The organism is Enterobacter sp. BIDMC 29 (genome assembly GCF_019378755.1).
Classification (GTDB): domain Bacteria; phylum Pseudomonadota; class Gammaproteobacteria; order Enterobacterales; family Enterobacteriaceae; genus Enterobacter; species Enterobacter ludwigii.
Genome location: NZ_CP080000.1, coordinates 892,319 through 917,203, shown reverse-complemented (window position 1 = coordinate 917,203; position 24,885 = coordinate 892,319). Strand labels below are relative to the sequence as shown.

Annotated in this window: 24 protein-coding genes; 4 read left to right on the top strand and 20 right to left on the bottom strand. The window is 54.6% G+C overall.

Translation table 11 applies throughout. The features are described from left to right. Positions 1 to 3: 3 nt before the first annotated feature. Genes thiK through hinT form a run of 4 tightly spaced genes read right to left on the bottom strand, consistent with a single transcriptional unit; the run spans position 4 to position 2,202 of the window. On the bottom strand, positions 4 to 828 hold the full coding sequence (gene thiK, locus JTA15_RS04210; RefSeq protein ID WP_219372895.1) for a thiamine kinase: 825 nt from the start codon (positions 826 to 828) through the stop codon (positions 4 to 6). Continuing rightward, positions 809 to 1,456, bottom strand: a complete 648-nt coding sequence (gene lpoB, locus JTA15_RS04205) for a penicillin-binding protein activator LpoB (RefSeq protein ID WP_014169586.1) — start codon at positions 1,454 to 1,456, stop codon at positions 809 to 811. The genes thiK and lpoB overlap by 20 nt, the downstream gene beginning before the upstream one ends. Before the next feature lie 10 nt (positions 1,457 to 1,466). Continuing rightward, positions 1,467 to 1,841 carry a YcfL family protein gene (locus JTA15_RS04200; RefSeq protein ID WP_014169585.1) on the bottom strand — a complete coding sequence of 125 codons (375 nt, stop codon included), beginning with the start codon at positions 1,839 to 1,841 and terminating at the stop codon, positions 1,467 to 1,469. 1 nt (position 1,842) lies between these two features. Continuing rightward, positions 1,843 to 2,202 (bottom strand): purine nucleoside phosphoramidase, encoded by a 360-nt coding sequence (gene hinT, locus JTA15_RS04195; protein WP_014169584.1) that lies wholly within the window; start codon positions 2,200 to 2,202, stop codon positions 1,843 to 1,845. Between the two features lie 350 nt (positions 2,203 to 2,552). Here hinT and fhuE point away from each other — a divergent pair, with 350 nt between their 5' ends. Beyond that, positions 2,553 to 4,742 (top strand): ferric-rhodotorulic acid/ferric-coprogen receptor FhuE, encoded by a 2,190-nt coding sequence (gene fhuE / locus JTA15_RS04190; RefSeq protein ID WP_219372894.1) that lies wholly within the window; start codon positions 2,553 to 2,555, stop codon positions 4,740 to 4,742. Between the two features lie 57 nt (positions 4,743 to 4,799). Here fhuE and ptsG read toward each other — a convergent pair whose 3' ends face one another. The 14 genes from ptsG to yceD all read right to left on the bottom strand — a co-directional run bounded on the left by ptsG (position 4,800) and on the right by yceD (position 17,124). Beyond that, positions 4,800 to 6,233, bottom strand: a complete 1,434-nt coding sequence (ptsG, locus tag JTA15_RS04185) for a PTS glucose transporter subunit IIBC (protein ID WP_014169582.1) — start codon at positions 6,231 to 6,233, stop codon at positions 4,800 to 4,802. Positions 6,234 to 6,530: 297 nt separating this feature from the next. Further along, a complete protein-coding gene (locus tag JTA15_RS04180; RefSeq protein ID WP_014169581.1) occupies positions 6,531 to 7,325 on the bottom strand; it encodes a metal-dependent hydrolase in 795 nt (264 codons plus the stop codon). Positions 7,326 to 7,335: 10 nt separating this feature from the next. Beyond that, on the bottom strand, positions 7,336 to 8,340 hold the full coding sequence (gene holB / locus JTA15_RS04175) for a DNA polymerase III subunit delta' (RefSeq protein ID WP_148575890.1): 1,005 nt from the start codon (positions 8,338 to 8,340) through the stop codon (positions 7,336 to 7,338). After that, entirely contained in the window at positions 8,337 to 8,978 is a 642-nt protein-coding gene (gene tmk / locus JTA15_RS04170; RefSeq protein WP_014169579.1) for a dTMP kinase, read from the bottom strand. Before tmk ends, holB begins: the two co-directional genes overlap by 4 nt. Next, a complete protein-coding gene (yceG, locus tag JTA15_RS04165) occupies positions 8,968 to 9,990 on the bottom strand; it encodes a cell division protein YceG (protein WP_014169578.1) in 1,023 nt (340 codons plus the stop codon). The genes tmk and yceG overlap by 11 nt, the downstream gene beginning before the upstream one ends. A gap of 2 nt (positions 9,991 to 9,992) precedes the next feature. Beyond that, the gene (pabC, locus tag JTA15_RS04160; RefSeq protein WP_086463325.1) at positions 9,993 to 10,802 is read right to left on the bottom strand and encodes an aminodeoxychorismate lyase; all 810 of its coding nucleotides are present in this window, start codon (positions 10,800 to 10,802) and stop codon (positions 9,993 to 9,995) included. A 121-nt stretch (positions 10,803 to 10,923) separates the two neighbouring features. Next, complete coding sequence (gene fabF, locus JTA15_RS04155) at positions 10,924 to 12,165, bottom strand: beta-ketoacyl-ACP synthase II (RefSeq protein ID WP_014169576.1); 1,242 nt, start codon at positions 12,163 to 12,165, stop codon at positions 10,924 to 10,926. Positions 12,166 to 12,254: 89 nt separating this feature from the next. Continuing rightward, positions 12,255 to 12,491, bottom strand: a complete 237-nt coding sequence (acpP, locus tag JTA15_RS04150) for an acyl carrier protein (protein ID WP_003857954.1) — start codon at positions 12,489 to 12,491, stop codon at positions 12,255 to 12,257. Between the two features lie 154 nt (positions 12,492 to 12,645). After that, entirely contained in the window at positions 12,646 to 13,380 is a 735-nt protein-coding gene (gene fabG, locus JTA15_RS04145; RefSeq protein WP_014169575.1) for a 3-oxoacyl-ACP reductase FabG, read from the bottom strand. A 12-nt stretch (positions 13,381 to 13,392) separates the two neighbouring features. Further along, positions 13,393 to 14,322 carry an ACP S-malonyltransferase gene (fabD, locus tag JTA15_RS04140; protein ID WP_049022666.1) on the bottom strand — a complete coding sequence of 310 codons (930 nt, stop codon included), beginning with the start codon at positions 14,320 to 14,322 and terminating at the stop codon, positions 13,393 to 13,395. Between the two features lie 15 nt (positions 14,323 to 14,337). Continuing rightward, the gene (locus JTA15_RS04135) at positions 14,338 to 15,291 is read right to left on the bottom strand and encodes a beta-ketoacyl-ACP synthase III (RefSeq protein ID WP_014169572.1); all 954 of its coding nucleotides are present in this window, start codon (positions 15,289 to 15,291) and stop codon (positions 14,338 to 14,340) included. A gap of 6 nt (positions 15,292 to 15,297) precedes the next feature. After that, complete coding sequence (gene plsX / locus JTA15_RS04130; protein WP_014169571.1) at positions 15,298 to 16,332, bottom strand: phosphate acyltransferase PlsX; 1,035 nt, start codon at positions 16,330 to 16,332, stop codon at positions 15,298 to 15,300. A gap of 80 nt (positions 16,333 to 16,412) precedes the next feature. After that, complete coding sequence (rpmF, locus tag JTA15_RS04125) at positions 16,413 to 16,586, bottom strand: 50S ribosomal protein L32 (RefSeq protein ID WP_003857964.1); 174 nt, start codon at positions 16,584 to 16,586, stop codon at positions 16,413 to 16,415. Positions 16,587 to 16,602: 16 nt separating this feature from the next. Further along, positions 16,603 to 17,124 (bottom strand): 23S rRNA accumulation protein YceD, encoded by a 522-nt coding sequence (gene yceD, locus JTA15_RS04120; protein WP_014169570.1) that lies wholly within the window; start codon positions 17,122 to 17,124, stop codon positions 16,603 to 16,605. A gap of 140 nt (positions 17,125 to 17,264) precedes the next feature. Here yceD and JTA15_RS04115 point away from each other — a divergent pair, with 140 nt between their 5' ends. Next, on the top strand, positions 17,265 to 17,849 hold the full coding sequence (locus tag JTA15_RS04115) for a nucleoside triphosphate pyrophosphatase (RefSeq protein ID WP_063156134.1): 585 nt from the start codon (positions 17,265 to 17,267) through the stop codon (positions 17,847 to 17,849). A 63-nt stretch (positions 17,850 to 17,912) separates the two neighbouring features. Here the strand turns inward: JTA15_RS04115 and rluC are convergent, their stop codons facing one another. Next, positions 17,913 to 18,860: a 23S rRNA pseudouridine(955/2504/2580) synthase RluC gene (rluC, locus tag JTA15_RS04110; protein WP_014169568.1), complete on the bottom strand. Its 948-nt coding sequence runs from the start codon at positions 18,858 to 18,860 to the stop codon at positions 17,913 to 17,915. Positions 18,861 to 19,432: 572 nt separating this feature from the next. On the opposite strand from rluC, the gene rne reads away from it, so the two are divergent. Continuing rightward, a complete protein-coding gene (gene rne / locus JTA15_RS04105) occupies positions 19,433 to 22,543 on the top strand; it encodes a ribonuclease E (protein WP_040017141.1) in 3,111 nt (1,036 codons plus the stop codon). Between the two features lie 40 nt (positions 22,544 to 22,583). Here rne and JTA15_RS04100 read toward each other — a convergent pair whose 3' ends face one another. After that, on the bottom strand, positions 22,584 to 23,609 hold the full coding sequence (locus JTA15_RS04100) for a LysR family transcriptional regulator (protein WP_081308084.1): 1,026 nt from the start codon (positions 23,607 to 23,609) through the stop codon (positions 22,584 to 22,586). 19 nt (positions 23,610 to 23,628) lie between these two features. Here JTA15_RS04100 and JTA15_RS04095 point away from each other — a divergent pair, with 19 nt between their 5' ends. Beyond that, positions 23,629 to 24,843: an MFS transporter gene (locus JTA15_RS04095; protein ID WP_020884675.1), complete on the top strand. Its 1,215-nt coding sequence runs from the start codon at positions 23,629 to 23,631 to the stop codon at positions 24,841 to 24,843. Positions 24,844 to 24,885: the final 42 nt, after the last annotated feature.

The following is a 24,885-nucleotide window of genomic DNA, read 5'->3' as shown; positions in this document are numbered from 1 at the left end:
CTCTTATCCTTTAGTTTGTAACTGACGCCAGGCATCATCTGCCAGCGCAATAAATTGTTTGTCTCGGGATTGCTGAAAGCGCATTTCAAACCAGCCAGCCATCAGCATGACGACCCACGGTCGCCAGCGCCTCACCTGACGCCTCAGGGCATCGGCATTCATGTGCGCTATCCGGGCATAGTCGGTGATGAGCCGCTGCCGCGCAGCATCATCTTCCGACCAGACGGCCGCCAGCTCCAGCGCCACGTCTCCGTCACCGGCATACTCCCAGTCGATAAGCCTCGCACCGAGGGACGTATGAACAATATTGCCGGCATGAACATCCATATGCAGCGGCGAGAGCCGAAGCGGCTGCGGTTCGCCCGTTTTACGCAGCCGTTTTAGCTGTGCCAGCCAGAATGGGGTTCGCCTGTCGGCTGAAGCCTGCTGCCAGTATTGATCAAGCAACGGCAGCAGCGTCACCCGCCACCCCAGACGCGGTTGCCGGTGCAGATGACAGAGCATAGCTGCAAGCACTGCCGTTTCCGGTAGCGTGTTGCCGATCTCCCCTGCCAGATACTCCACGGCCATCCAGCCCTGGCGGTAAAAACGGGGCTTTGGCACCAGATCCGCCGGAAGGCGTTTCAGTGCCCGAAACTGACGGCGGAAATGGGATGCAGACGCTGAGGGATCGTGATTCTGCCGCAATACCAGACGTTGCTCGCCCTGCTCTATAATGCAACTCGCGCCGCCAAGCCCGGAAGGGGCCTGCGGCGCGATAAGGCGATACTGTGGAAAATAACGCGTCAGGATCTCTTCACGCGTCCTGTCAGAGTTGCGTAACGGCACCTTTACCTGACCAGATAATCTCGCCTGTCTGAACCAGCATCAGCTGCATCTGCAGGGCTGGCGTGTTCACGTTACCGGTGGCACTGGAGTAAAGCACATACTGCGCACCGACGTTACGGGCAATCCCAATCGCCTTGCTGCGTGAACCGAGGCTGTCCTGCGGTGACAGGCCCAACTGCTGCTTGGCTACCGCGAGCTGCTGTGCCGAGACCAGCGTAAACTTACCGTTATTGGCCAGGGCATTGCGCAGGGTTTCTGTCGCTTCGCCCGCGTTCAGCGAACCGTTGGTACGGTTATTCACGCTATCAACCAGCAATACGCTGCCCGCGGTCACACCCTGAGCCTGCAGCATTTTGCCGACCATCGGTTGCATCGCACCGTTCCAGTCATAATGACGAACGCGCGGCGCAGGCTGCGATGTCTGATCCGGATGTTCAATTGGACCAGGCTGCGACGGAATAGACGGCACAGTCGGTACGGTTGGCGGCGGCTGCGTTGGCTGTGTCGGCTGCTCGGTACCCGGTTTGGCCTCTTCCACAGGCGCAGGCTCTTCAGTTCGGGTCACACACCCTGCGAGGAACAGAGCGAAAGCAGTCACGAGCGCATAACGGCTCAAATTTTTAATCAAGGTTCACCCCTTACAAATAAAGATAAAGTCTCACCTTATGTGCACCCAGATAGTTGGCGCTGCCATAGAGCGTTACCGACGATCTTGCCGGAATAGTGACGCTGCGCGGCGCTTCCAGCGGATGCATTTCAAGACCTCGTACGTCATACCAGAAAAAACGGTAGTGCACCGTCACTGGTTCTTGTCTTTCATTAAAGAGCGTAGAGGAAGCAGAAGAGTTGATTTCACTGATCGACAACGCAGGTTGTTGCGCCGTGATGCCCGCAGCAAGTACGGAGGATTCCATCACCAGCGTCTGTTCATCGCTGACGGGGATCGCCGGACGCGTGCTGCACCCTACGATCAACATCGTCATTACCAGCGCTGCAATACGCCCTTTAAGCATGTCAAAGACCTTTATGTGCCAGCATCGGCCCCAGAGGACGTCCACCCAGCAGATGCATGTGAATATGATAAACTTCCTGACCACCGTGGCGATTACAGTTCATGATGAGACGGTAACCGTCATCAGCAATCCCTTCCTGCTCAGCAATTTTTGCGGCCACTGTCAGCATACGACCTAACGCTACTTCATGCTCGGTTTTTACGTCGTTTACGGTCGGAATCAGAATATTAGGAATAATAAGGATATGTGTCGGAGCCTGAGGAGAAATGTCCCGGAAAGCCGTCACCAGCTCATCCTGATAAACGATATCCGAAGGGATTTCGCGGCGGATAATTTTACTAAAAATCGTTTCTTCAGCCATGACCTTTTCCTTTTTTGTTTAATCTGGCGTAGTGCGCCGCCATTAACACATTCTCAGTATTACTGTGTGACACAACACAAGAGTATGAGCGAGATTCTCCTGTCCTTTCAACCTTCTCCACCGATTTCTTTCCTGAATGTCCTCCAGCTGCCTGGAGAGTGAGCGCTGACGCGTCGCGATCGCCTGAAACATTATTTCAGTTCCTTTTGACACATCTGTTTACACCGTTAATCTCAATGCGTATATTTCGCATTTGCATTTTCATGCGCATTTTCAACATAGAAAACGACATCAGCCCGCACACGCGGGACTGATGCAGACCACCTTCACCATTCATTAAGGGTTTGATGATGTCTTTCATTACTCATACCAGGGATGGGCAACGCCAGCCTGTCGCAACACCTTCGTTGCTGGCAGCCTGTATTGCTATGGCATTGATGCCAACCGTCAGTTTTGCCGCCTCCACGACCGAAGATACGGTAGTTGTGGAGGGTGGCTTTGATAACGCACAGGATCCCTCCAGCGGACAGGATCAGGACTACAGCGTAAAAACCACCACCACCGGGACCAAACTGTTACTTGTTCCCCGCGATATCCCCCAGTCCGTCAGCGTGATTAGCCAGCAGCGCATGGCAGATCAGAACCTGCAGTCAGTCGGCCAGGTGTTAACCAACACCACCGGCGTAACGGCCCAGGTGCAGGACAGCGACCGCACCGTATTTTACTCGCGCGGATTCTTCGTCAGTAACTATGCGTTCGATGACCTGCCGACCTCCATCAGCGAAGTATGGAACTTCGGCGACACCGCCGCCGACACCGCCATTTATGACCGTATAGAGGTGGTTCGCGGCGCTACTGGGCTGATGTCCGGCACCGGTAACCCATCCGCCTACGTCAATATGGTACGCAAGCACGCAGACAGTAACGTATTCAAAGGGAACGTCTCCGCCAGCTACGGCAGCTGGGACAAGCAGCGCTATGTGCTGGATTTACAGGCCCCGCTGTTAGAATCCGGCAAGGTTCGCGGTCGTCTGATCACCGGTTACCAGGACAACGACAGCGCTGTGGATAACTACCACTACCGTAAAAAATTCCTCTATGGCGTGGTGGATGCCGACGTCACCGATAGCACGACCCTCTCCGTAGGCTATGAATACCAGGAAAGTCACACCGCCGATCCCACCTGGGGCGGTCTGCCAACCTGGTATAGCGACGGAAGCAAAACCCATTACGACCGCAGCCAGACCGTTGCGCCTGACTGGGCTTACTCGGATAAAGACAACACCCGTATCTTTGCCAACCTGACCCAACGTTTTGACAACGGCTGGGAAGCGCACATCAACGGCATGCATGCGGAAACCCATTTCGACAGCAAACTGATGTATATGTCAGGCTATCCGGATAAAGAGACCGGGGCGGGCATGGTCGGCTACGGCGGCTGGAACCGCGGAGAACGTAAGCAGGATGCCATCGACGCCTTCCTGCGTGGCGATTTCAGCCTTTTTGGTCGTCAGCATGAGATGATGTTTGGCGGGAGCTTCAGCCGCCAGCGTAACCATTACGATAACAGCATGCCGGATGCGTTATACGGTATGGTGGATGTGGGTAATTTTAAAAACTGGAATGGCAAAATCGCCGACCCGCAGTGGACACCGTGGAAGCTCTATAGCCAGGACGACATTCGCCAGTCTTCGGCGTATACCTCGGCCCGATTCTCGCTGGCCGATCCGCTGCACCTGATCCTTGGCGCGCGTTACACCAACTATAACATTCGCTACAACCCGGCAGGCTCCCCGGATACCCGTCTGGAAAGTTCCAAAGATGACGTAACGCCTTATGCAGGACTGGTTTATGACATCAATGAAGACTGGTCGACCTATGTCAGCTACACCTCTATTTTCCAGCCACAGGACAAGCGTGACGCGAGCGGTCGTTACCTCGACCCTACGACCGGGAAAAGCTACGAAGCGGGGGTGAAAGCGGACTGGTTCAACACCCGCCTGACCACCTCACTGGCCGTTTTCCGTATTGAACAGGATAACGTGGCAAGCAATACCTACACCTATATGCCGAGCGGTGAATCTATTTATGAATCACTGGATGGCGTGGTCAGCAAAGGGATTGAATTTGAGCTAAACGGTGCACTGACCGACAACTGGCAGTTAACCTTCGGGGCGACACGGTTTATTGCAGAAGATAAGCGCGGGAATGCCATCAGTTCCGATCAGCCACGCACGACCATGAAGCTGTTTACCCGTTATCAACTGCCTATGCTGCCAGAACTGGCGGTGGGCGGCGGGGTGAACTGGCAGAATAAAGTGTGGACGGATGTAGAGGGTGGCCCGGCAGGCCAGTCCCGTGCAGAACAGGGCAGCTATGCGCTGGTGAATCTCTTCAGCCGTTATCAGGTCACCAGGGACCTGGCCTTGCAGGCCAACGTTAACAACCTGTTTGATAAAAAATACTACGACTACGTCGGGTCATACGTTGTCTATGGCGCGCCGCTGAACGTCTCCGTCAGCGCGAATTACTCTTTTTAAGTTTCTACCCATAAAAAAGGCAGCCATTCGGCTGCCTTAGTCTCCCCAGGTCACAGCTTAGCTGTTGCGGATGTACTCATCCATTTCGGTTTTCAGGTTATCGGATTTAGTCCCGAAGATTGCCTGAACGCCCGAACCAGCAACAACAACCCCTGCTGCACCCAGTTTTTTCAGACCCGGCTGGTCTACTTTCGCGACGTCGGCAACGCTAACACGCAGACGAGTGATGCACGCGTCCAGGTTAGTGATGTTCTCTTTCCCGCCGAATGCGGCAACCAGAGCCGGAGCCATTTCGCTTGTCGCGGTGGCTTTGCTGTCTTCTGACGCATCTTCACGACCTGGTGTTTTCAGGTCCAGTGCTTTGATCAGCACGCGGAAGATGGTGTAGTAAACAACGGCATAGCACGCACCAACGATTGGGAACAGCCACAGTTTGCTGCTGTTACCGGACAGAACGATGAAGTCGATCAGGCCGTGAGAGAAGGACGTACCGTCACGCATACCCAGCAGGATACAGATTGGGAACGCCAGACCCGCCAGAACCGCGTGAATGATGTACAGGATCGGCGCAACGAACATGAAGGAGAACTCGATCGGCTCGGTGATACCGGTCAGGAACGAGGTCAACGCTGCGGAGATCATGATACCGCCCACTTTTGCACGGTTCTCTGGTTTAGCAGAGTGCCAGATAGCAATTGCCGCTGCCGGCAGACCGTACATTTTGAACAGGAAGCCACCAGACAGTTTACCTGCAGTTGGGTCACCCGCCATGTAACGTGGGATATCACCGTGGAATACCTGACCTGCTGCGTTGGTGAATTCACCAATCTGCATCTGGAATGGAACGTTCCAGATGTGGTGCAGACCAAATGGTACCAGGCAACGCTCGATGAAGCCGTAGATACCAAACGCCACAACCGGGTTCTGATAAGCAGCCCACTGAGAGAAGGTCTGGATCGCGGAACCGATTGGTGGCCAGATGAAGGACAGGATCACGCCAGTGAAAATCGCTGCCAGGCCAGAAATAATCGGAACAAAACGCTTGCCCGCGAAGAAGCCCAGATACTCAGGCAGCTTGATGCGATAGAAGCGGTTGAACATGTACGCTGCAATCGCACCGGAGATGATACCGCCCAGAACACCGGTGTCTGCCAGGTGTTTCGCAGCGATCTCTTCTGCCGGTAAATGCAGAACCAGTGGCGCAACCACTGCCATGGTTTTCACCATGATGCCGTAGGCAACAACTGCAGCCAGCGCAGAAACGCCGTCGTTATTGGTGAAGCCCAGCGCCACACCGATAGCGAAGATCAGAGGCATGTTAGCAAAGACGGAACCGCCTGCTTCGGCCATCACGTGGGAAACTACGGCTGGCAGCCAGCTGAAGTTAGCAGAACCGACACCCAGCAGGATACCTGCGATAGGCAGTACGGATACTGGCAGCATCAGCGATTTACCGACCTTTTGCAGGTTAGCAAATGCATTCTTAAACATAATTGAGAGTGCTCCTGAGTATTTGTGCTTTTTTTACGCTTTCACGCATTGGCCCGGGGGGAGTACCGTGCCGTGGACAGGACATCTAAGCGCCCTTTATTTATTACACAGAGTAAAATAATTCCCTCTGAGTTTGTTTGACGGCTATCACGTTTCAGCTTAAGACGGTCGAAAAACTTTCAGTTATTTACAAAAAGCATTTCTGGATGTGTCTAAATACACCTTCACCGCCCCAAATGAGGCGGTGAACTTTACTCGTTTTATGTATTAATTACGAGCCTAAAAAAAACAGGCGTATCAAACAGATTGCAGGCGGGCGGGGTCGATATGGAACAGCGTAGAGAAGTTGTCCGTCGTGACGCGGGCCAGCTCTTCAATGCTGACGCCTTTAAGCACGGCCATGTACTCGGCTACGTCTCTCGTCATGGCTGGCTGATTTTCTTTACCGCGATGCGGCACCGGTGCCAGATACGGAGAGTCTGTTTCCACGAGGATGCGATCGAGCGGAACATAGCGCGCAGCTTCGCGGAGTTGCTCAGCGTTACGGAACGTCACGATCCCCGAAAACGAGATATAAAACCCTAAATCAAGCAGTTTACCCGCTGTTTCTCTGTCTTCTGTGAAACAGTGTAGTACGCCACCGCAATCCGTCACCTTTTCTTCCTTCAGGATCGCCAGCGTATCGGCGCGCGCATCACGGGTATGGACAATCACCGGCTTGTTGAGCTCGCGACCAATGCGAATATGATGGCGGAAGGACGCTTGCTGGCGCGGTTTCGTTTCCGGCGTGTAGTAGTAATCCAGCCCGGTTTCCCCCATCGCCACGACGCCCTCTTCTGCGGCCAGCCGGCGCAGTTCCTCAACGTCGTACTCTTCATCCTGATTGAGCGGATGCACGCCACAGGAGAAAACAACGTTCTCGCGCTCGCCCACCAGCTCACGCATGGCGCGATACCCCGGTAGCGTTGTCGCCACGGCAAGGCAAAACTTCACATCACGGGCAGCGGCTTTGGCCAGCACGTCGTCCACGTTTTTATGCAGGGATTGATAATCCAGGCCATCAAGATGGCAGTGTGAGTCGACTAAAAACATAATGTCTCTCTCAGAGATGGGAAACAGGCGGTGTCACGCCTGGTTGCAGGTAATGTTCGATACGCAGCAACTGGTCGGTCAGTAAAAGCTCGCGATTAAGACCGGTCACTGTTAAAAGTTGTTCACGACTCTCACAGATATCGTGAAGGATAGCGTGTAATGATGCGCCTGACAGGCCGTTCGCCAGCGTGTTAACCAGCGGCCAGACGTCCGGGTTGGTCAGTAGCGTTGCCCCTTGCTGGAGTTTGAGCGCATCCAGAAGTAAGGAAGCCAGCCAGTGCAGACGTTCCGCGGCCTGCTCGCCGTTAAGCGCAGGCAATAAACTTAGCCAGTCGCGGCTGGTGATGGAAGACTCAACGGCCCGGCAGAGCGCGTCTCGCTGTGACCAGACCTCTGGCTGCAGTAATGCCAGCGCCGCCGCGGGCGCACCGCTGCTCAGGCGCAACGCAGAGAGCGCCCCTTCCTGTGACGTTGTCACTTCTCGTTCAAGCCAGCTCAGCGCCCATGATTCCTGAGGCACAACGAGGTGGTGAAGACGACAACGGCTGCGCAGCGTTGCCAGCAAACGCCCCGGGTCACGACATGAGAGAAGGAACCACGTTTTCTCTGGCGGTTCTTCCAGCGTTTTAAGCAGCGCATTCGCCGCCGCCTCGGTAAGCTGTGCTGCGTCTTTGAGCCAGACGACTTTTGCGCCGCTGAGCCGCGCATGTTCGTACAATTTTTCACTGACTTCACGCACGGCATCAATACCGAGCGCGCTTTTGCCCTTCTCAGGCTCGAGCGTGTAATAGTCAGGGTGCGTGCCCGCCTGCATTAACTGGCAGCCACGGCATTTACCACAGCTTTTATGGCCTTGCGGCTGCTGACACATCAGGAAGCGGGTGATGGCGTAAATCAATGCATCATCCCCCATTCCCGGCAGTGCCTGAATCAGTAACGCATGATGCCCCCGACCAGCCTGATAGCTTTCGATCAGCTTTTCAAAATGCGGGCGCAACCATGGGTACCATTTCATGCCTGTTGCTCCTGTAGCCACTGCGTAACCGTCTTCTGAATAGCGCGGGTGACCTCTTCCAGGGATTGCGTCGCATCAATGGTGCGAATACTGCCATCCTGATCCGCCAGTTCCAGATAGCGCGCGCGGGTACGGTTAAAGAAATCAAGGGACTCCTGCTCAATGCGGTCCAGCTCACCGCGAGCACGGGCGCGCTTGAGACCCACTTCCGGCGTCACATCCAGATAGAGCGTCAGGTCAGGGCGAAAATCACCCAGCACCGCATCGCGCAGCGTGGCCAGCATCGTCTGGTCAATACCACGCCCACCGCCCTGATAAGCCTGGGTCGACAGATCGTGACGATCGCCAATTACCCACTTGCCATTAGCCAGGGCCGGTTTAATGACCGTCTCCACCAGCTGCACACGCGCCGCGTAGAACATCAATACTTCTGCTTTATCTGTGATGACCTCGTCACCAACGGATTTGATATCCAGCACCAGGCTTCGCAGCTTTTCGGCCAGTTGCGTACCGCCGGGCTCGCGGGTAAATACCATGTCCGCAACGCCAAGCGATTTGAGCGTATCCACCACCACATTGCGGGCCGTGGTTTTACCCGCCCCTTCGAGTCCCTCAATGACAATGTATTTACTGCGCATTTTTTTCCTTAAGTGCCTTCAGATAGTCCTGAACGGAGCGATTATGGCTGGCAAGGTTGGTGTTAAAGGTATGCCCCCCTTTTCCATCAGCCACAAAATAGAGATACGGTGTTTTAGCAGGATGCGCAGCCGCACGCAGGGAAGCCTCGCTCGGCGTGGCAATCGGGCCCGGCGGCAGACCGCTAATCACGTAGGTATTATACGCCGTTGGCGTCTCCAGATCTTTTCTTGAAATCTTACCGGTATAACTCTCGCCCATTCCGTAGATGACGGTGGGGTCCGTTTGCAGACGCATGCCGATACGCAGACGGTTAATGAAGACCGATGCCACCTGATCGCGTTCGGCGGCGACGGCCGTCTCTTTCTCAATAATTGAGGCCATCGTGACAAACTGGTTTTGATCTTTGTATGGCAGGCCGTCCATGCGCCCTTCCCAGGCGGAATCGACGGCTGCTACCATCTTTTTATGCGCCCGCTTGAGAATAGCCACATCGGTCGTGCCTGCGGTGTACATCCAGGTGTCTGGCCAGAACCAGCCTTCCACCCACTCAGGGTGTTCAAATTTCAGTACCTCGGCCACCGTCTGATAGCGGTCATCTTTCAGGGTATGCTTAATGTACGGAGCATCGCGCAGTTGCTCGAGATAATCGCTCAGGCGCATCCCCTCAACAAAACGCAGCGGGAACTGCGCTTCTTTACCGCTTTCCAGCAGCTGAAGCATCTCTTTGACGGTCATCCCCGGCGTAAAGCGATAGGTACCGGCTTTGAAATGAGACAGTTCAGGCTCGATACGTAACAGCCACTGAAACACGCGCGGACGGTTAATGATCTTGTCGCCATAAAGCTGTTCGCCAAGCGCCAGGCGGCCCGTCCCCGCTTTCAGGGTAAAAATCGTCTCGTCTTTAATCAGGATCTTACTGTTCGCCAGCTGACGAACTTTCCACACTCCCGCTCCGCCGGCAACACCCAGCGCAACGATAAGGAGGAGGACAAAGCGCAACATTTTCTTCATGACTATCGGGTTTGCTCACATATCGGGGCTAAAAACTGAAACAGCTCGCGCGAGGACAAGCTGTATTGACCATACGCGCGGACGGGTACAACCGGCATCAGCGCATTACAGATGATAATTTCATCAGCCTGGTGCAGCGCCTCTTCTCTCGCGTTCACTTCGACAACGCGAAAGCCAGAGTGTGCCAGCTGCTGCAAACAAAACTGACGCATAATCCCGTTGACGCCGGCCTGCTCGAGCGACGGCGTATAAACATCGTTCCCCTGCCGCCAGAGTAAATTAGCCGCACAGCATTCCGTAATAAACCCTTCGCTGTCAAGAACCAGCGCCTCATCAGCGTCCGTCTGTTCAAGATGAGTGCGAATCAGTACCTGTTCAAGGCGGTTGAGGTGTTTTATACCGGCAAGCATAGGGTTTCGCCCCAGACGTACCGGGCTGAGCGTCAGCGTAACGCCCTCTTCACGCCAGCGCAGATAATGAGCAGGACAGGCAGACACCGAAAGGATCCGCGTTGGGTGCTGGCAAGCTGTACCGCTGTATCCCCGGCCACCGCTGCCGCGGCTGATAATCACCTTCAGAACACCGCTTTGCTTCCCGGCCGCCAGCTGGCACATCTCCTGACGCAATGTGTCCCAGTGCGTGAAGGGGATCATCAAGGCTTCACAACCCTGCTGAAGACGACGAAGGTGCGCCTCGAGCAGGCAGACATTGCCGTCGAGAATGCGCGCTGTCGTAAAGCAGCCATCACCAAACTGAGTTGCCCTGTCACCAGCAGGCAGCGTGTTTTGCTCAAGGCCATTGATTAAAAACATGGTGGCTCCTTATGCGTGGGCATTTAGTCTGGCAGGATGCCATGCAGCCGACAAGAAGATTAGGCTTAATAAAAAAGGCCCGACAAGCGGACCTTTTTTAATCGCCATGATGCAGTCAGGCTCAGATCTTTTTGAAGATCAGTGAACCGTTAGTACCACCAAAGCCGAAGGAGTTACACAGGGTGTACTCCATACCACTTACCTGACGCGCTTCGTGAGGAACGAAGTCCAGGTCACAACCTTCATCCGGATTATCCAGGTTGATGGTTGGCGGAACAGCCTGATCGCGCAGCGCAAGGATAGAGTAGATAGACTCTACTGCACCCGCCGCACCCAACAGGTGACCGGTCATGGATTTCGTGGAGCTCACCAGCACGCGGCTGGCGTATTCGCCGAAGATAGACTTAACAGCCTGAGCTTCTGCTTTATCGCCTGCAGGCGTAGAAGTACCGTGCGCGTTAACGTAACCGATGTGCTCCGGGGTAAGACCCGCGTCGCGAATCGCGTTGGCCATTGCCTGCGCGGCGCCCGCACCATTTTCTGGTGGTGACGTCATGTGGTATGCATCACTGCTCATCCCGAAGCCGACAACTTCAGCATAAATCTTCGCGCCACGTTTTTTAGCATGTTCGTACTCTTCAAGTACGATCATACCCGCACCGTCACCCAGCACGAAACCGTCACGGTCTTTGTCCCACGGACGGCTTGCCGCCTGCGGGTTATCGTTGCGGGTAGACAGCGCACGCGCTGCACCAAAGCCACCCACTCCCAGCGGAGTACTGGCTTTTTCCGCACCGCCCGCAACCATAGCATCTGCATCGCCGTACGCAATCATGCGCGCGGCCTGGCCGATGTTATGCACGCCAGAGGTACATGCGGTAGCGATAGAAATGCTTGGCCCACGCAGGCCGAACATGATGGTCAGATGACCTGCCACCATATTAACAATCGTGGACGGAACGAAGAACGGGCTGATTTTACGCGGGCCGCCATTCATCAGAGATGTATGGTTTTCCTCGATCAGACCCAGACCGCCAATCCCGGAACCGATAGCGGCACCGATACGGGTTGCGTTCTCTTCCGTAATCTCAAGGCCAGAATCCTGCATGGCCTGAACGCCAGCGACAATTCCATATTGAATGAAGGCATCCATCTTGCGCTGTTCTTTGCGCGAGATGATCTCTTCACAGTTAAAATCCTTTACTAAGCCAGCAAATTTCGTTGCATAGGCGCTAGTATCGAAATGGTCGATTAGGCTGATGCCGCTCTGACCGGCAAGGAGAGCTTTCCAGGTGGACTCTACGGTATTGCCGACAGGAGACAACATGCCAAGTCCGGTCACAACTACACGACGCTTAGACACGTTTGTCCTCCAGGGAGGGATAAAAAAGGGATTCGTGGGACAAAAAAGATAAAACTCAGGCGGTCGAATGACCGCCTGGAGATGTTCACTTACGCCTGGTGACCGTTGATGTAATCAATGGCAGCCTGAACGGTGGTGATCTTCTCAGCTTCTTCGTCCGGAATCTCAGTATCAAACTCTTCTTCCAGAGCCATTACCAGCTCAACGGTGTCAAGAGAATCTGCGCCCAGGTCTTCAACGAAGGAAGCGGAGTTCACAACTTCTTCCTGCTTAACGCCCAGCTGTTCGCCGATAATTTTCTTAACGCGTTCTTCGATAGTGCTCATACTCTTAAATTTCCTATCAAAACTCGCTTTCGCGATGGTTTTCGTAGTGTATAAAATGTTGAAAAATTTGCAACTAAATCCCGGCAGTTCTTACCACGATTTTACGTTATTTTGAGGCCATTCGCCCTAATAACGCAAATATTTTTCATCGTGATTAAACCATGTACATCCCGCCGTTGACGTGGAGGGTCTCACCAGTGATGTAACCCGCTTCGTCAGAGGCTAAAAATGCAACCGCGCTGGCAATTTCTTTAGGGTCGCCTAAGCGGCCCGCTGGAACAGCTGCCAGCGTACCCGCACGCTGCTCATCAGTTAGCGCACGCGTCATGTCCGTTTCAATAAAGCCCGGAGCAACAACGTTTACAGTAATACCGCGGGACGCAACTTCACGTGCCAGCGACTTACTGAAACCGATCAGACCTGCTTTCGCCGCAGCGTAGTTAGCCTGACCAGCATTTCCCATGGTACCAACCACAGAACCGACAGTGATAATACGACCATGACGCTTTTTCATCATAGCGCGCATTACCGCTTTTGACAGACGGAATACAGATGACAGGTTGGTTTCGATGATATCGTTCCACTCGTCGTCTTTCATTCGCATTAACAGGTTATCACGAGTGATCCCGGCATTATTTACCAGAATATCCACTTCGCCAAATTCTGCGCGAATATTTTCCAGAACAGATTCGATAGATGCAGGTTCGGTCACATTCAGAACCAGACCTTTACCGTTCGCACCCAGATACTCGCTGATGGCCTTAGCGCCATTCTCGCTGGTTGCTGTACCAATCACTTTCGCGCCGCGCGCAACCAGTGTTTCAGCAATTGCACGCCCGATACCGCGGCTTGCGCCAGTGACCAGGGCAATTTTTCCTTCAAAACTCATGGTATTCCTCTTTTATTGCGAGAGTGCCGCTGACATCGCGTCCGGCTCGTTAATTGCCGAAGCAGTCAGGGTGTCAACAATACGTTTTGTCAGACCGGTGAGGACTTTACCTGGGCCGACTTCATACAGATGCTCAATGCCCTGAGAGGCCATAAACTCAACGGTTTTGGTCCACTGTACCGGGCTGTAGAGCTGGCGAACCAGCGCATCACGGATAGCGTCCGGCGAGGTTTCGCATTTCACATCGACGTTGTTCACAACGGAAATTGTCGGTGTGTTAAAAGTAATTTTTTCAAGCTCAACGGCCAGTTTATCGGCAGCAGGTTTCATCAGTGCGCAGTGGGACGGTACGCTGACGGGCAGCGGCAGAGCGCGTTTCGCCCCTGCAGCTTTACAGGCTGCACCAGCACGTTCAACCGCGTCTTTATGACCGGCGATAACCACCTGGCCTGGCGAGTTGAAGTTAACGGGAGACACCACCTGACCTTCAGCGGATTCTTCACACGCTTTTGCAATCGCAGCATCATCAAGGCCGATGATAGCAGACATGCCACCAGTGCCTTCAGGTACTGCTTCCTGCATGAACTTACCGCGCAGTTCAACCAGACGCACCGCGTCAGCAAACGCGATAACACCGGCACACACCAGCGCAGAGTATTCACCCAGGCTATGGCCCGCGAGCAGCGCTGGCGCTTTACCGCCCTGCTGCTGCCAGACACGCCACAGCGCAACGGATGCCGTCAACAGCGCTGGCTGAGTCTGCCAGGTTTTGTTCAGCTCTTCGGCTGGTCCCTGTTGGGTCAGCGCCCACAAATCATAACCCAGCGCAGCGGAAGCTTCACGGAAAGTCTCTTCGATAACCGGATACTTTGCTGCCATTTCAGACAACATCCCAACGGCCTGAGAACCCTGGCCCGGGAACACAAAAGCAAATTGCGTCATTATTTAATCCTTATACTAGAAACGAACCAGCGCGGAACCCCAGGTGAACCCGCCACCAAAGGCTTCAAGCAAGACCAACTGGCCCCGTTTGATTCGTCCGTCACGTACCGCTTCATCAAATGCGCACGGTACTGACGCCGCAGAGGTATTGCCGTGACGATCCAGCGTCACCACAACATTATCCATCGACATGCCCAGCTTTTTAGCGGTCGCGCTGATGATACGCAGGTTTGCCTGATGTGGCACCAGCCAGTCGAGTGCGGAGCGGTCAAGGTTATTCGCTTCCAGCGTTTCATCGACAATGTGCGCAAGCTCAGTCACCGCCACCTTGAACACCTCATTACCCGCCATCGTCAGGTAAATAGCGTTATCCGGATTAACGCGATCGGCGTTAGGCAGGGTCAGTAATTCGCCATAGCTGCCATCGGCATGCAGATGCGTAGAGATGATGCCCGGCTCTTCGGACTGACCGAGCAGTACCGCGCCCGCACCATCACCAAAAATAATGATCGTCCCACGATCGGTTGGATCGCAGGTACGTGCCAGCACGTCAGCACCGATGACCAGCGCATATTTCACGGCACCGGATTTAACATACTGATCGGCAACGCTCAGCGCATAGGTGAACCCTGCGCACGCTGCGGCAACGTCAAATGCCGGGCAGCCTTTAATGCCGAGCATGTTTTGCACCTGGCACGCTGCGCTTGGGAAGGCATGCGTGGCAGAGGTCGTGGCAACCACGATCAAGCCAATCTGATCTTTATCAATGCCCGCCATTTCGATAGCACGCTGCGCGGCTTCGTAACCCATGGTCGAAACGGTTTCGTCTGGCGCGGCAATACGACGTTCACGGATACCTGTGCGCGTGACAATCCACTCGTCAGACGTATCTACCATTTTTTCAAGATCGGCGTTGGTACGCACGTGTTTTGGCAGGTAGCTGCCGGTACCTAAAATCTTCGTATACATGTACGCTCAGTCACTTTTAGCTAATACAGATTCCAGGCGAGCGGCAATCCGCTGAGGGACTTGTCGCTGCACCGCCTGCACTGCCTGTTCAATGGCGACAGTAAATGCTCGCTGATTGGCGGCACCATGACTCTTAATCACGATGCCGCGCAATCCTAACAGACAGGCGCCATTATACTGGTCGGGGTTGAGGTGACTGAATCGCCGCGTCAGGCTTTTTTGTAACCAACGCTTTAATAAAATCAACCACCAGGCGCTTTTTTTGCCTTCTCCCTGCGATTTAAGCAGTGAGAGAAACATTCGCACGACCCCTTCCATGGTCTTCAACGTTACGTTCCCGGTGAAGCCATCACACACCAGAACATCCGTTTTCCCCGTCAGCAACTCATTGGCTTCGAGATAACCAATATAGTTGATGGAGGGAACCTGTTTGAGCAATTCGGCAGCTTCGCGAATGCTGTCCAGGCCTTTGGTCTCTTCTTCACCGATGTTCAATAACGCAACACGGGGATTGTTTATCCCGACCACTTCTTCTGCCAGCACCGACCCCATCACGGCAAACTGAGCCAGCATTGTACTATCACAATCGACGTTAGCACCCAAATCGAGCACCACGGTCTTGCCCTTCTGCTGATGCGGTAATACCGTCACCAGCGCCGGACGCTCAATACCTTCAATAGGTTTGAGCAACAATTTCGACAGCCCCATCAGCGCGCCGGTATTTCCCGCACTGACGCAAGCCTCCGCGCGTCCTTCCTTCACCAGCTCCAGCGCCATTCGCATAGAACTGCCCCGGCTATTGCGAATCGCCTGCGATGGACGTGCATCACTGGCAATAACTGACTGCGCAGGAATAATCTGCAGACGTGAACGTTGTTCGAAGTCAGCTTTTGCAAGTAATGGCGTGATTGTGTCGGGATTGCCGACTAAAAGAAGTGTGAGTTGCGAATTAGAATTCAGTGCCTGCAAAGCTGCAGGCACTGTCACGGAAGGGCCAAAATCCCCTCCCATGACATCTAACGCCAGGGTTAGACGTGTCAAGGTATCGTCACAGCCTGGTTCGGTAAATTCCCCGTTTGCACGGGGAAATCCTCACTAAGCCTAATCACGCTGACGCGTGATTACTTAGTGATAACCTTGCGGCCGCGGTAGAAACCGTCAGCGGTGATGTGGTGACGCAGGTGTTTCTCACCAGAAGTCTTGTCTACAGACAGGCTGGTAACTGCAGTCAGCGCGTCATGGGAACGACGCATGCCACGTTTGGAACGGGTTGGTTTATTCTGTTGTACGGCCATGGACCTTACTCCTCAATTACTTACGCTTTAAGCTGGCTAATACGGCAAATGGGTTTGGTTTTTGCGCTTCATCAGGCAGTTCCCCAAAGACCATGTCCGCCTCGGACACTTCACAGTGTTCAGATTCATGCACCGGAACGACTGGCAAGGAGAGGATGATTTCATCTTCAACCAGAGCCAGAAGATCGATTTCACCGAATTCATTAACTTCAATCGGTTCATACGCTTCCGGGAGTGCTTCAGCCTGTTCGTCAGAACGGACCGGACTGAAACAATACGTTGTGTGAACATGCTGTACAAACGGTTTCCCGCAACGCTGACATTCGAGGGTTACCGTCACCTTTGCATCACCGGTTAAAACGGCGAGACGCTGGTTATCGATAGCGAACGACATGGAGCATTCTACATCACTGTCCACACTGACTACGGATTCGGCGACACGCTCAGCCTGATCGGAAGTATAAATACCTTCGTAATCGAGGCGTTTTTGAGCCGTGCGAACCGGATCAAGAGTCAGGGGTAATTTTACCTTTTGCATAGGGCGCGCATATTAACTTTGTAACGTCATATAGTCAAAGAAAAAGGCAACCACAGCTGCCTTTTGCCAATTATTCGCACACATTGCGGCCTGTAGTTTAAAATGGCTGGCATCGATACGCTATATCTGGTGATAAAAATATGCCAAATCTCGTTCTTGCCTCCACCTCACCCTACCGCCGAATGTTGCTGGAAAAGCTCGGGATCCCGTTTGAATGCGCGGCGCCGGAGGTTGACGAGACGCCGCAGGCGGGCGAATCACCACGTCACCTGGTCACCCGTCTTGCGAAGGAGAAAGCGCAATCACTTGCCGCACGCTACCCTTCGCATTTGATTATAGGCTCCGATCAGGTTTGTGTGCTGGACGGTGTTATCACCGGAAAGCCGCACACTGAAGCGAATGCCTGCCAGCAGCTTATGCAAGCGCGAGGCAATATCGTCACCTTTTATACGGGTCTGGCGCTCTACAACTCCGCCTCGGGTCACCTGCAAACCGAATGCGAACCTTTCGACGTCCATTTTCGCCATCTTAGCGAGCAGGAAATCGCCGACTATGTGCGTCGGGAGCGACCGCTCAATTGCGCCGGAAGCTTCAAAAGTGAAGGTCTGGGGATTGCCCTGTTCGACAAGCTGGACGGACGTGACCCGAACACGCTGGTCGGGTTGCCGCTGATAGCATTGTGCCAGATGCTCAGACGCGAGGAGTGTAATCCGCTGAAGATGTGAGTATTACGGGTGATGCATCACTTACCGGCCTGAGAGACCTCAGGCCGGTAAGTGCCGGCCAAATCAGCCGCGCAGCACCTTCAGGCAGCGTTTTAACTGCTCATCAAGGGGGGCTTCAATGCGGATTGTTTCGCCGGTATTCGGGTGAGTGAACGTCAGTGCCGCCGCATGCAGGAACAGGCGTGACAACCCGGTGCCCGCCAGCTGCTTATCAAACTCCCTGTCGCCATAGCGGTCATCAAATGCGATCGGATGACCGGCATACTGCGTATGTACGCGGATCTGGTGGGTACGGCCGGTTACCGGGCTGCAGCGCACCAGCGTGGCGAACGCATAGCGCTCTTCCACTTTGAAACGCGTCTCAGACGGCTTCCCTTCCTGATTCACACGTACAATGCGCTCACCGCTTTGCAAAATATTCTTCAGCAAAGGTGCCTGCACTGCCTTAACGTGGGACTGCCAGTGGCCGCGAACCAGCGCCAGATAATCCTTCTGCATCCCTTTTTCACGCAGCTGCTCATGCAGGGAACGCAGGGCAGAACGTTTTTTTGCGACCAGCAGCACGCCGGAGGTATCGCGATCGAGACGGTGAACCAGTTCGAGGAAACGGGCTTCGGGACGCAGCGCACGCAGGCCTTCAATCACGCCAAAGCTGAGACCACTCCCGCCATGGACAGCGGTACCTGACGGTTTATTCAGCACCAGGATATGATCATCCTCATAAAGGATAACGTCACTCAGGGCAGCCACTTTCTGCAACCTGGGTGAAACGACCTCTTCTTCGCGTTCCGCAACACGGACCGGCGGGATACGCACTTCATCACCGGCTTCGAGTTTGTACTCAGGCTTCACGCGTTTTTTGTTAACCCGCACTTCACCCTTGCGCAGGATGCGGTAAATCATGCTCTTTGGCACGCCTTTGAGTTGGGTGCGCAAAAAGTTATCGATACGTTGCCCCGCGTCGTCTTCCGCGATGGCAACCATTTTTACGGCTGGAGTCTCTGTTTTCATGGTTGGCGATTCTAAATATCGTCAGCCATTAGCGCCACTCATTTTTCTATGCTTATATTTACTTTTATCCGGCCTGTCCCCTGTTTCACGCAATCGATTTGGTGGTTATTAAACCAATCACCGCCTTGAAGTGAAGAAACTGTGAGTAACCGGGTGATAATTGGTAAAAGTCATCTTGCTATAACCCGGCGAGCAGTGGAATAATGAACTCGTTTTCCGTGTTAAATCCTGGTTAAGTAAGGATCTCGACGGAATGACCAATTTTGTCTGACCGATCATCCACGCAGCAATGGCGTAAGACGTATTGATCTTTCAGGCAGTTAGCGGGCTGCGGGTTGCAGTACTTCCCGGTATAAGGATTGTTCTCTGGAGAGTTCTACCCAGGCAATTCCCCTGATAATTGCGCTGTGTTTCCGTATGAAATACAGGCAACCGACACTCTGCGCCTCTTAAGCGAGCGACAACCGTGAGGTTGGCGACGTGAATAGACACGAGGCCATCGGTTCATACCCCGGAAAGCGTCACCTTGCCCGCAGCTTTGTCGTCAATGTAAGAATAACGAGTAAGTTACGATGAAAAGAATGTTAATCAACGCAACTCAGCAAGAAGAGTTGCGTGTCGCCCTTGTGGATGGGCAGCGCCTGTACGATCTGGATATCGAAAGTCCTGGACACGAACAGAAAAAAGCGAACATTTACAAAGGTAAAATCACCCGCATTGAACCAAGCCTTGAAGCTGCATTTGTCGATTACGGTGCTGAGCGTCACGGTTTCCTCCCTCTGAAAGAAATCGCCCGCGAATATTTCCCTGCAAACTATAACTCCCATGGCCGCCCAAACATCAAAGATGTGCTGCGTGAAGGTCAGGAAGTCATTGTTCAGATTGATAAAGAAGAGCGTGGCAACAAAGGTGCCGCACTGACCACCTTTATCAGTCTTGCGGGAAGTTATCTGGTTCTGATGCCAAACAACCCGCGTGCCGGTGGTATCTCTCGCCGCATCGAAGGTGATGACCGTACCGAGCTGAAAGAAGCGCTGGCAAGTCTTGAGCTGCCTGACGGCATGGGGCTTATCGTGCGTACCGCAGGCGTCGGCAAATCTGCCGAAGCGCTGCAGTGGGACTTAAGCTTCCGTCTGAAGCACTGGGAAGCAATCCAGAAAGCGGCAGAAAGCCGCGCAGCGCCGTTCCTGATTCACCAGGAAAGCAACGTGATTGTGCGTGCCTTCCGTGACTACCTGCGTCAGGACATCGGTGAGATTCTGATCGATAACCCGAAAGTGCTTGAGCTGGCGCGCCAGCACATTGCTGCGCTGGGTCGTCCGGATTTCACCAGCAAAATCAAACTGTACACCGGTGAAATCCCGCTGTTCAGCCACTATCAGATCGAATCGCAGATTGAATCCGCTTTCCAGCGTGAAGTGCGTCTGCCATCCGGTGGTTCTATCGTTATTGATACGACCGAAGCGCTGACCGCCATCGACATCAACTCCGCACGTGCTACGCGCGGCGGTGATATCGAAGAGACCGCCTTCAACACCAACCTTGAAGCCGCTGATGAAATCGCCCGCCAGCTCCGCCTGCGTGACCTGGGTGGTCTGATTGTTATCGACTTTATCGACATGACCCCTGTTCGCCACCAGCGTGCGGTTGAAAACCGTCTGCGCGAAGCGGTACGTCAGGATCGTGCTCGTATCCAGATTAGCCATATCTCACGCTTCGGCTTGCTGGAGATGTCCCGTCAGCGTCTGAGCCCTTCACTCGGTGAATCCAGCCATCACGTCTGTCCGCGCTGCTCCGGTACCGGTACCGTTCGTGATAATGAATCTCTGTCCCTCTCTATTCTGCGTCTGATTGAAGAAGAAGCGCTGAAAGAGAACACCAAAGAGGTTCATGCCATTGTTCCTGTGCCAATTGCGTCCTACCTGCTGAACGAAAAACGTGCGGCCGTCAGCGCAATTGAATCACGCCAGGGCGATGTTCGCTGCATCATCGTGCCTAACGATCAGATGGAAACCCCGCACTACCACGTGCTGCGTGTCCGTAAGGGTGAAGAGACCAGCACGCTCAGCTATCTGCTGCCTAAGCTGCATGAAGAAGAGATGGCGCTGCCTTCCGATGAAGAACCTGCCGAGCGCAAACTGCCAGAGCAGCCAGCCTTAGCGACCTTCATCATGCCTGAAGCTCCGCCAGAAACGGCACTGGAAAAACCTGTGACCAAACCGGTTGCGCAAAAACCAGAAGCCGTTGCGGTCAAAGCCCAGCCAGAACAACCGGGTCTGCTGAGCCGCCTCTTCGGTGCGCTGAAGAAGATGTTTGCAGGCGAAGAAGTCCAGCAGCCTGAGCAACCGAAAGAAGCACCGAAAGAAGCGAAACCTGAACGTCAGCAGGACCGTCGTAAACGTCAGAACAACCGCCGTGACCGTAACGATCGTAATGACCGTAACGAACGCCGTGACAACCGTTCGGACAATAATGAGGGTCGTGAGCAACGCGAAGACAACCGTCGCAACCGTCGCGAGAAGCAACCGCAGAATGTTGAAGATCGTGAAATTCGCCAGCAGGCGGGCGATGAGTCTGAGAAGAGCAAACAGCGCGACGAGCAGCAGCCACGCCGTGAGCGTAGCCGTCGTCGTAACGACGAGAAGCGCCAGGCGCAGCAGGAAGTCAAAAACCTGAACCGCGAAGAGCCTGTTGAACAACAGGAAAGCGAGCAGGAAGAACGTACTCAGGTTATGCCGCGTCGTAAGCAGCGCCAGCTGTCACAGAAAGTGCGTGTAGGCGCCCTGCCGGTGGAAGAGACCGTCATCATCCCTGCAGAAGCAAGTGACACTGCACCAGGCACTCAACTGGCGAAAGTGGATCTGCCGGCCGTCGTCGAAAGCAACGCTGAGCAAGACGATAACGGTGAAGGCCGTGATAACGCGGGTATGCCACGTCGTTCACGCCGCTCTCCGCGTCACCTGCGCGTCAGCGGTCAACGTCGTCGTCGTTATCGCGATGAGCGTTACCCGACACAGTCGCCAATGCCATTAACCGTGGCGTGCGCGTCTCCTGAAATGGCATCCGGTAAAGTCTGGATCCGCTACCCGGTTGCTCGTCAGGAGCAGGTTGTGGAAGAACAGGCTGTCACCGAAGAGGTGATTGCCCCGGTAGCCGCAACTGAAGAAGCGGTAAATGAAGCCGCTATCGTGGTTGAGCCACAGGCCGTTGAGTCAGAAGCGCCTCATGCAGTAGACGTTGAAACCACGCACCCTGAAGTGATTGCCGCGCCGGTTGACGCCGCACCGCAGCTTATTGCTGAAGAAGACACCGTGGTCGCTGAAGACGTTGTTGCTGAGGTTCAGCCAGCAGCAGCGGTAGAAGAGACCCCGGACGTGGTTGTCGAAACCGTGACTGAAGACGTGGTTCAGGACGTTGAAATTGACGTCGAACCAGTGCGTGAAGCCGCGAAAGCAGAAGAGCCAGAAGTGAAAGCCGAGCCGGTAATCACAGCTCCGGCCCCTGCTCACGTTGCGACAGCCCCGATGACTCGCGCACCAGCGCCGGAATATGTGCCGGAAGCGCCGCGTCACAGTGACTGGGTCCGCCCTGCGTTCAACTTTGACGGTAAAGGCTCTGCCGGTGGCCACAGTGCAACGCATCAGGCGACAGCACCGGCTACCCGTCCGCAGTCTGTTGAGTAACGACACATAGCGTAAAAAGCCGACCTTCGGGTCGGCTTTTTTATTGCTCGCGTGCCGGCTTTCTCATACCCGCAATGTCCGGCATCACCCTCTTCATCATCTCCAGAAAACGGCGTAAACGCGCCGGATAATAACGCGACCACGGATAAACCAGATGAACCGGGAGCGCGGCGGGCTGCCACTGTGGAAGCAAATGCACTAAGCGCCCTTCCTGGATATCCTGCTTGACCGTCCAGCTTGAAACCATCGCCACCCCTAACCCTGTCAGGGCGGTATTGCGCGCAACATGCAGGCTATCCGTACTTAACCGTGGCGCAATGGAGATACGTTTTACCTGAGCAAGATCATCCCACAACTCCACATGTCGCTGATAGAACGTGCTGATGGCAATCCAGGGCAGCGCCTGCAGATCCTCCGGTGTGTGAACCGGCGCAAACTGGTCCAGCAGCGCAGGCGAAGCCACCACACAGCGTGGCACTTCCGCCAGCAGCACGGAGACGGTTGCCGGATCCACCTCTGCGCCAACTCGAATAGCACAATCCAGATTGTCGCTCAGAAAATCCACCGACTTATCGTTGAGCATCCACTCCACCGACAGCTGAGGATAACGCTGCAAAAACTCCGTTAACGGCCTCAGAAGCTGATCCTGCCCAAAGGCGTGCGGTGCACGTACCCGTAACACCCCGACCGGCTCGTCCTCTGTCTGACCGATTTCATCTTCCAGTGCCAGCCAGCTATCAATGACCCGCCGGGCATGTTGATAGCAGCGCTCGCCGTCATCGGTAAGTTTTGTTGCATGGGTGGTTCGCAATAAAAGCCGTACCCCCAGCAGCGTTTCCAGAGACTGAAGACGGCGGCTCACCGTGGCCTGGCTCGTCGCAAGCAGTCTTGCCGCCCCGGATAGCGATCCGCTTTCCACAATACGAACAAATGTGCGCATGAGTTCAACCCTGTCTATACGCTCAACTCGCTTCATCATTTTCCCTGCTATACGCCAAACGTATAAGCGTTTTACCACCAGGCCCTCTACCGTCGCAAGGCGTAGTGATAAAAAATAGCGGCACATTATGAGTGAGGAACGTCTTATGAACACAACAACTGCTCCCCATGCCGCCAGTCGCTGGGTGATTTTTATGCTGGCTCTGGGGGCTGGCTTTAGCGTCGCATCCATTTACTACGCGCAACCGCTGCTGCCGCTGATAGGCGCCGACCTTCATCTTAGTATTGAAGGGATGGGGCTGGTCCCGACGCTGACCCAGGCAGGCTACGCGCTCGGTATTCTTTTTCTGTTGCCGCTTGGCGATCGTCACGACCGCAGGACGTTAATCCTGATAAAAAGCGCCGCCCTGGCACTGTTTCTGCTGGGCTGCAGCCTGACCGGGCAGCAGCACTCACTGCTGCTGGCAAGCCTGCTGATTGGCATGGCCGCGACCATGGCACAGGATATCGTTCCCGCAGCGGCTATCCTCGCCCCCGAAGGGAAACAGGGAAAAACCGTGGGAACCGTGATGACAGGGTTGCTGATGGGTATCTTGCTGTCGCGAACCGTCAGCGGTGTGGTGGGTGAAGCTTTTGGCTGGCGCGTCATGTATCAGTTGGCCGCTGTAAGCATCGCATTTATTGGGGCGGTGATGTGGCGGGTACTCCCGCGTTTTGCCATTCACTCCACGCTGAGTTATCCCGCCCTGATGCGCTCAATGGAACATCTGTGGCGTCGTTATCCGGCTCTGCGTCGTGCAGCACTGGCACAAGGTTTTCTGTCGATTGCGTTTAGCGCCTTCTGGTCAACGCTGGCGGTCATGCTGCTGGAGCGCTATCACCTGGGGAGCGCCGTCGCGGGTGGTTATGGTATTGCCGGGGCCGCGGGGGCCTTAGCCGCCCCGCTGGCGGGAGGTCTGGCGGACAAGCTGGGCGCCGGAAAAGTCACGCAGCTTGGCGCAGCACTGGTTACCGTCTCGTTTGCCCTGATGTTCCTGATGCCCGCGCTGGGTCTTCATGGACAACTGATTCTGATTGCAGTCTCAGCCATCGGGTTTGATCTGGGGCTGCAGTCCAGTCTGGTGGCGCACCAGAATCTGGTCTATAGCCTTGAGCCTCAGGCCAGGGGGCGTCTTAACGCCCTGCTCTTTACGGTGGTCTTTATCGGCATGGCGTTGGGTTCGGCTGCGGGGAGTAAAATCTACACGCTGGCTGGCTGGACGGGCGTGGTTGCCCTGGCAACGGTATGCGGTGTCATTGCGCTGGCAATACGTCTGATTGAAAGTGCACGCGTCGCCTCCGCACCGGCAGAAATCGCCTAAAAAAAATGCCCAATCCACACGGATTGGGCAGTAAAACATGCC

Excerpts from the sequence above, each read along its gene's own strand:
- JTA15_RS04200 (WP_014169585.1), bottom strand. The coding sequence starts at position 1,841 with ATGCTTAAAGGGCGTATTGCAGCGCTGGTAATGACGATGTTGATCGTA.
- hinT (WP_014169584.1), bottom strand. The coding sequence starts at position 2,202 with ATGGCTGAAGAAACGATTTTTAGTAAAATTATCCGCCGCGAAATCCCT.
- fhuE (WP_219372894.1), top strand. The coding sequence starts at position 2,553 with ATGTCTTTCATTACTCATACCAGGGATGGGCAACGCCAGCCTGTCGCA.
- ptsG (WP_014169582.1), bottom strand. The coding sequence starts at position 6,233 with ATGTTTAAGAATGCATTTGCTAACCTGCAAAAGGTCGGTAAATCGCTG.
- JTA15_RS04180 (WP_014169581.1), bottom strand. The coding sequence starts at position 7,325 with ATGTTTTTAGTCGACTCACACTGCCATCTTGATGGCCTGGATTATCAA.
- holB (WP_148575890.1), bottom strand. The coding sequence starts at position 8,340 with ATGAAATGGTACCCATGGTTGCGCCCGCATTTTGAAAAGCTGATCGAA.
- tmk (WP_014169579.1), bottom strand. The coding sequence starts at position 8,978 with ATGCGCAGTAAATACATTGTCATTGAGGGACTCGAAGGGGCGGGTAAA.
- yceG (WP_014169578.1), bottom strand. The coding sequence starts at position 9,990 with ATGAAGAAAATGTTGCGCTTTGTCCTCCTCCTTATCGTTGCGCTGGGT.
- pabC (WP_086463325.1), bottom strand. The coding sequence starts at position 10,802 with ATGTTTTTAATCAATGGCCTTGAGCAAAACACGCTGCCTGCTGGTGAC.
- acpP (WP_003857954.1), bottom strand. The coding sequence starts at position 12,491 with ATGAGCACTATCGAAGAACGCGTTAAGAAAATTATCGGCGAACAGCTG.
- fabG (WP_014169575.1), bottom strand. The coding sequence starts at position 13,380 with ATGAGTTTTGAAGGAAAAATTGCCCTGGTCACTGGCGCAAGCCGCGGT.
- fabD (WP_049022666.1), bottom strand. The coding sequence starts at position 14,322 with ATGACGCAATTTGCTTTTGTGTTCCCGGGCCAGGGTTCTCAGGCCGTT.
- JTA15_RS04135 (WP_014169572.1), bottom strand. The coding sequence starts at position 15,291 with ATGTATACGAAGATTTTAGGTACCGGCAGCTACCTGCCAAAACACGTG.
- rpmF (WP_003857964.1), bottom strand. The coding sequence starts at position 16,586 with ATGGCCGTACAACAGAATAAACCAACCCGTTCCAAACGTGGCATGCGT.
- yceD (WP_014169570.1), bottom strand. The coding sequence starts at position 17,124 with ATGCAAAAGGTAAAATTACCCCTGACTCTTGATCCGGTTCGCACGGCT.
- JTA15_RS04115 (WP_063156134.1), top strand. The coding sequence starts at position 17,265 with ATGCCAAATCTCGTTCTTGCCTCCACCTCACCCTACCGCCGAATGTTG.
- rluC (WP_014169568.1), bottom strand. The coding sequence starts at position 18,860 with ATGAAAACAGAGACTCCAGCCGTAAAAATGGTTGCCATCGCGGAAGAC.
- rne (WP_040017141.1), top strand. The coding sequence starts at position 19,433 with ATGAAAAGAATGTTAATCAACGCAACTCAGCAAGAAGAGTTGCGTGTC.
- JTA15_RS04100 (WP_081308084.1), bottom strand. The coding sequence starts at position 23,609 with ATGTGCCGCTATTTTTTATCACTACGCCTTGCGACGGTAGAGGGCCTG.
- JTA15_RS04095 (WP_020884675.1), top strand. The coding sequence starts at position 23,629 with ATGAACACAACAACTGCTCCCCATGCCGCCAGTCGCTGGGTGATTTTT.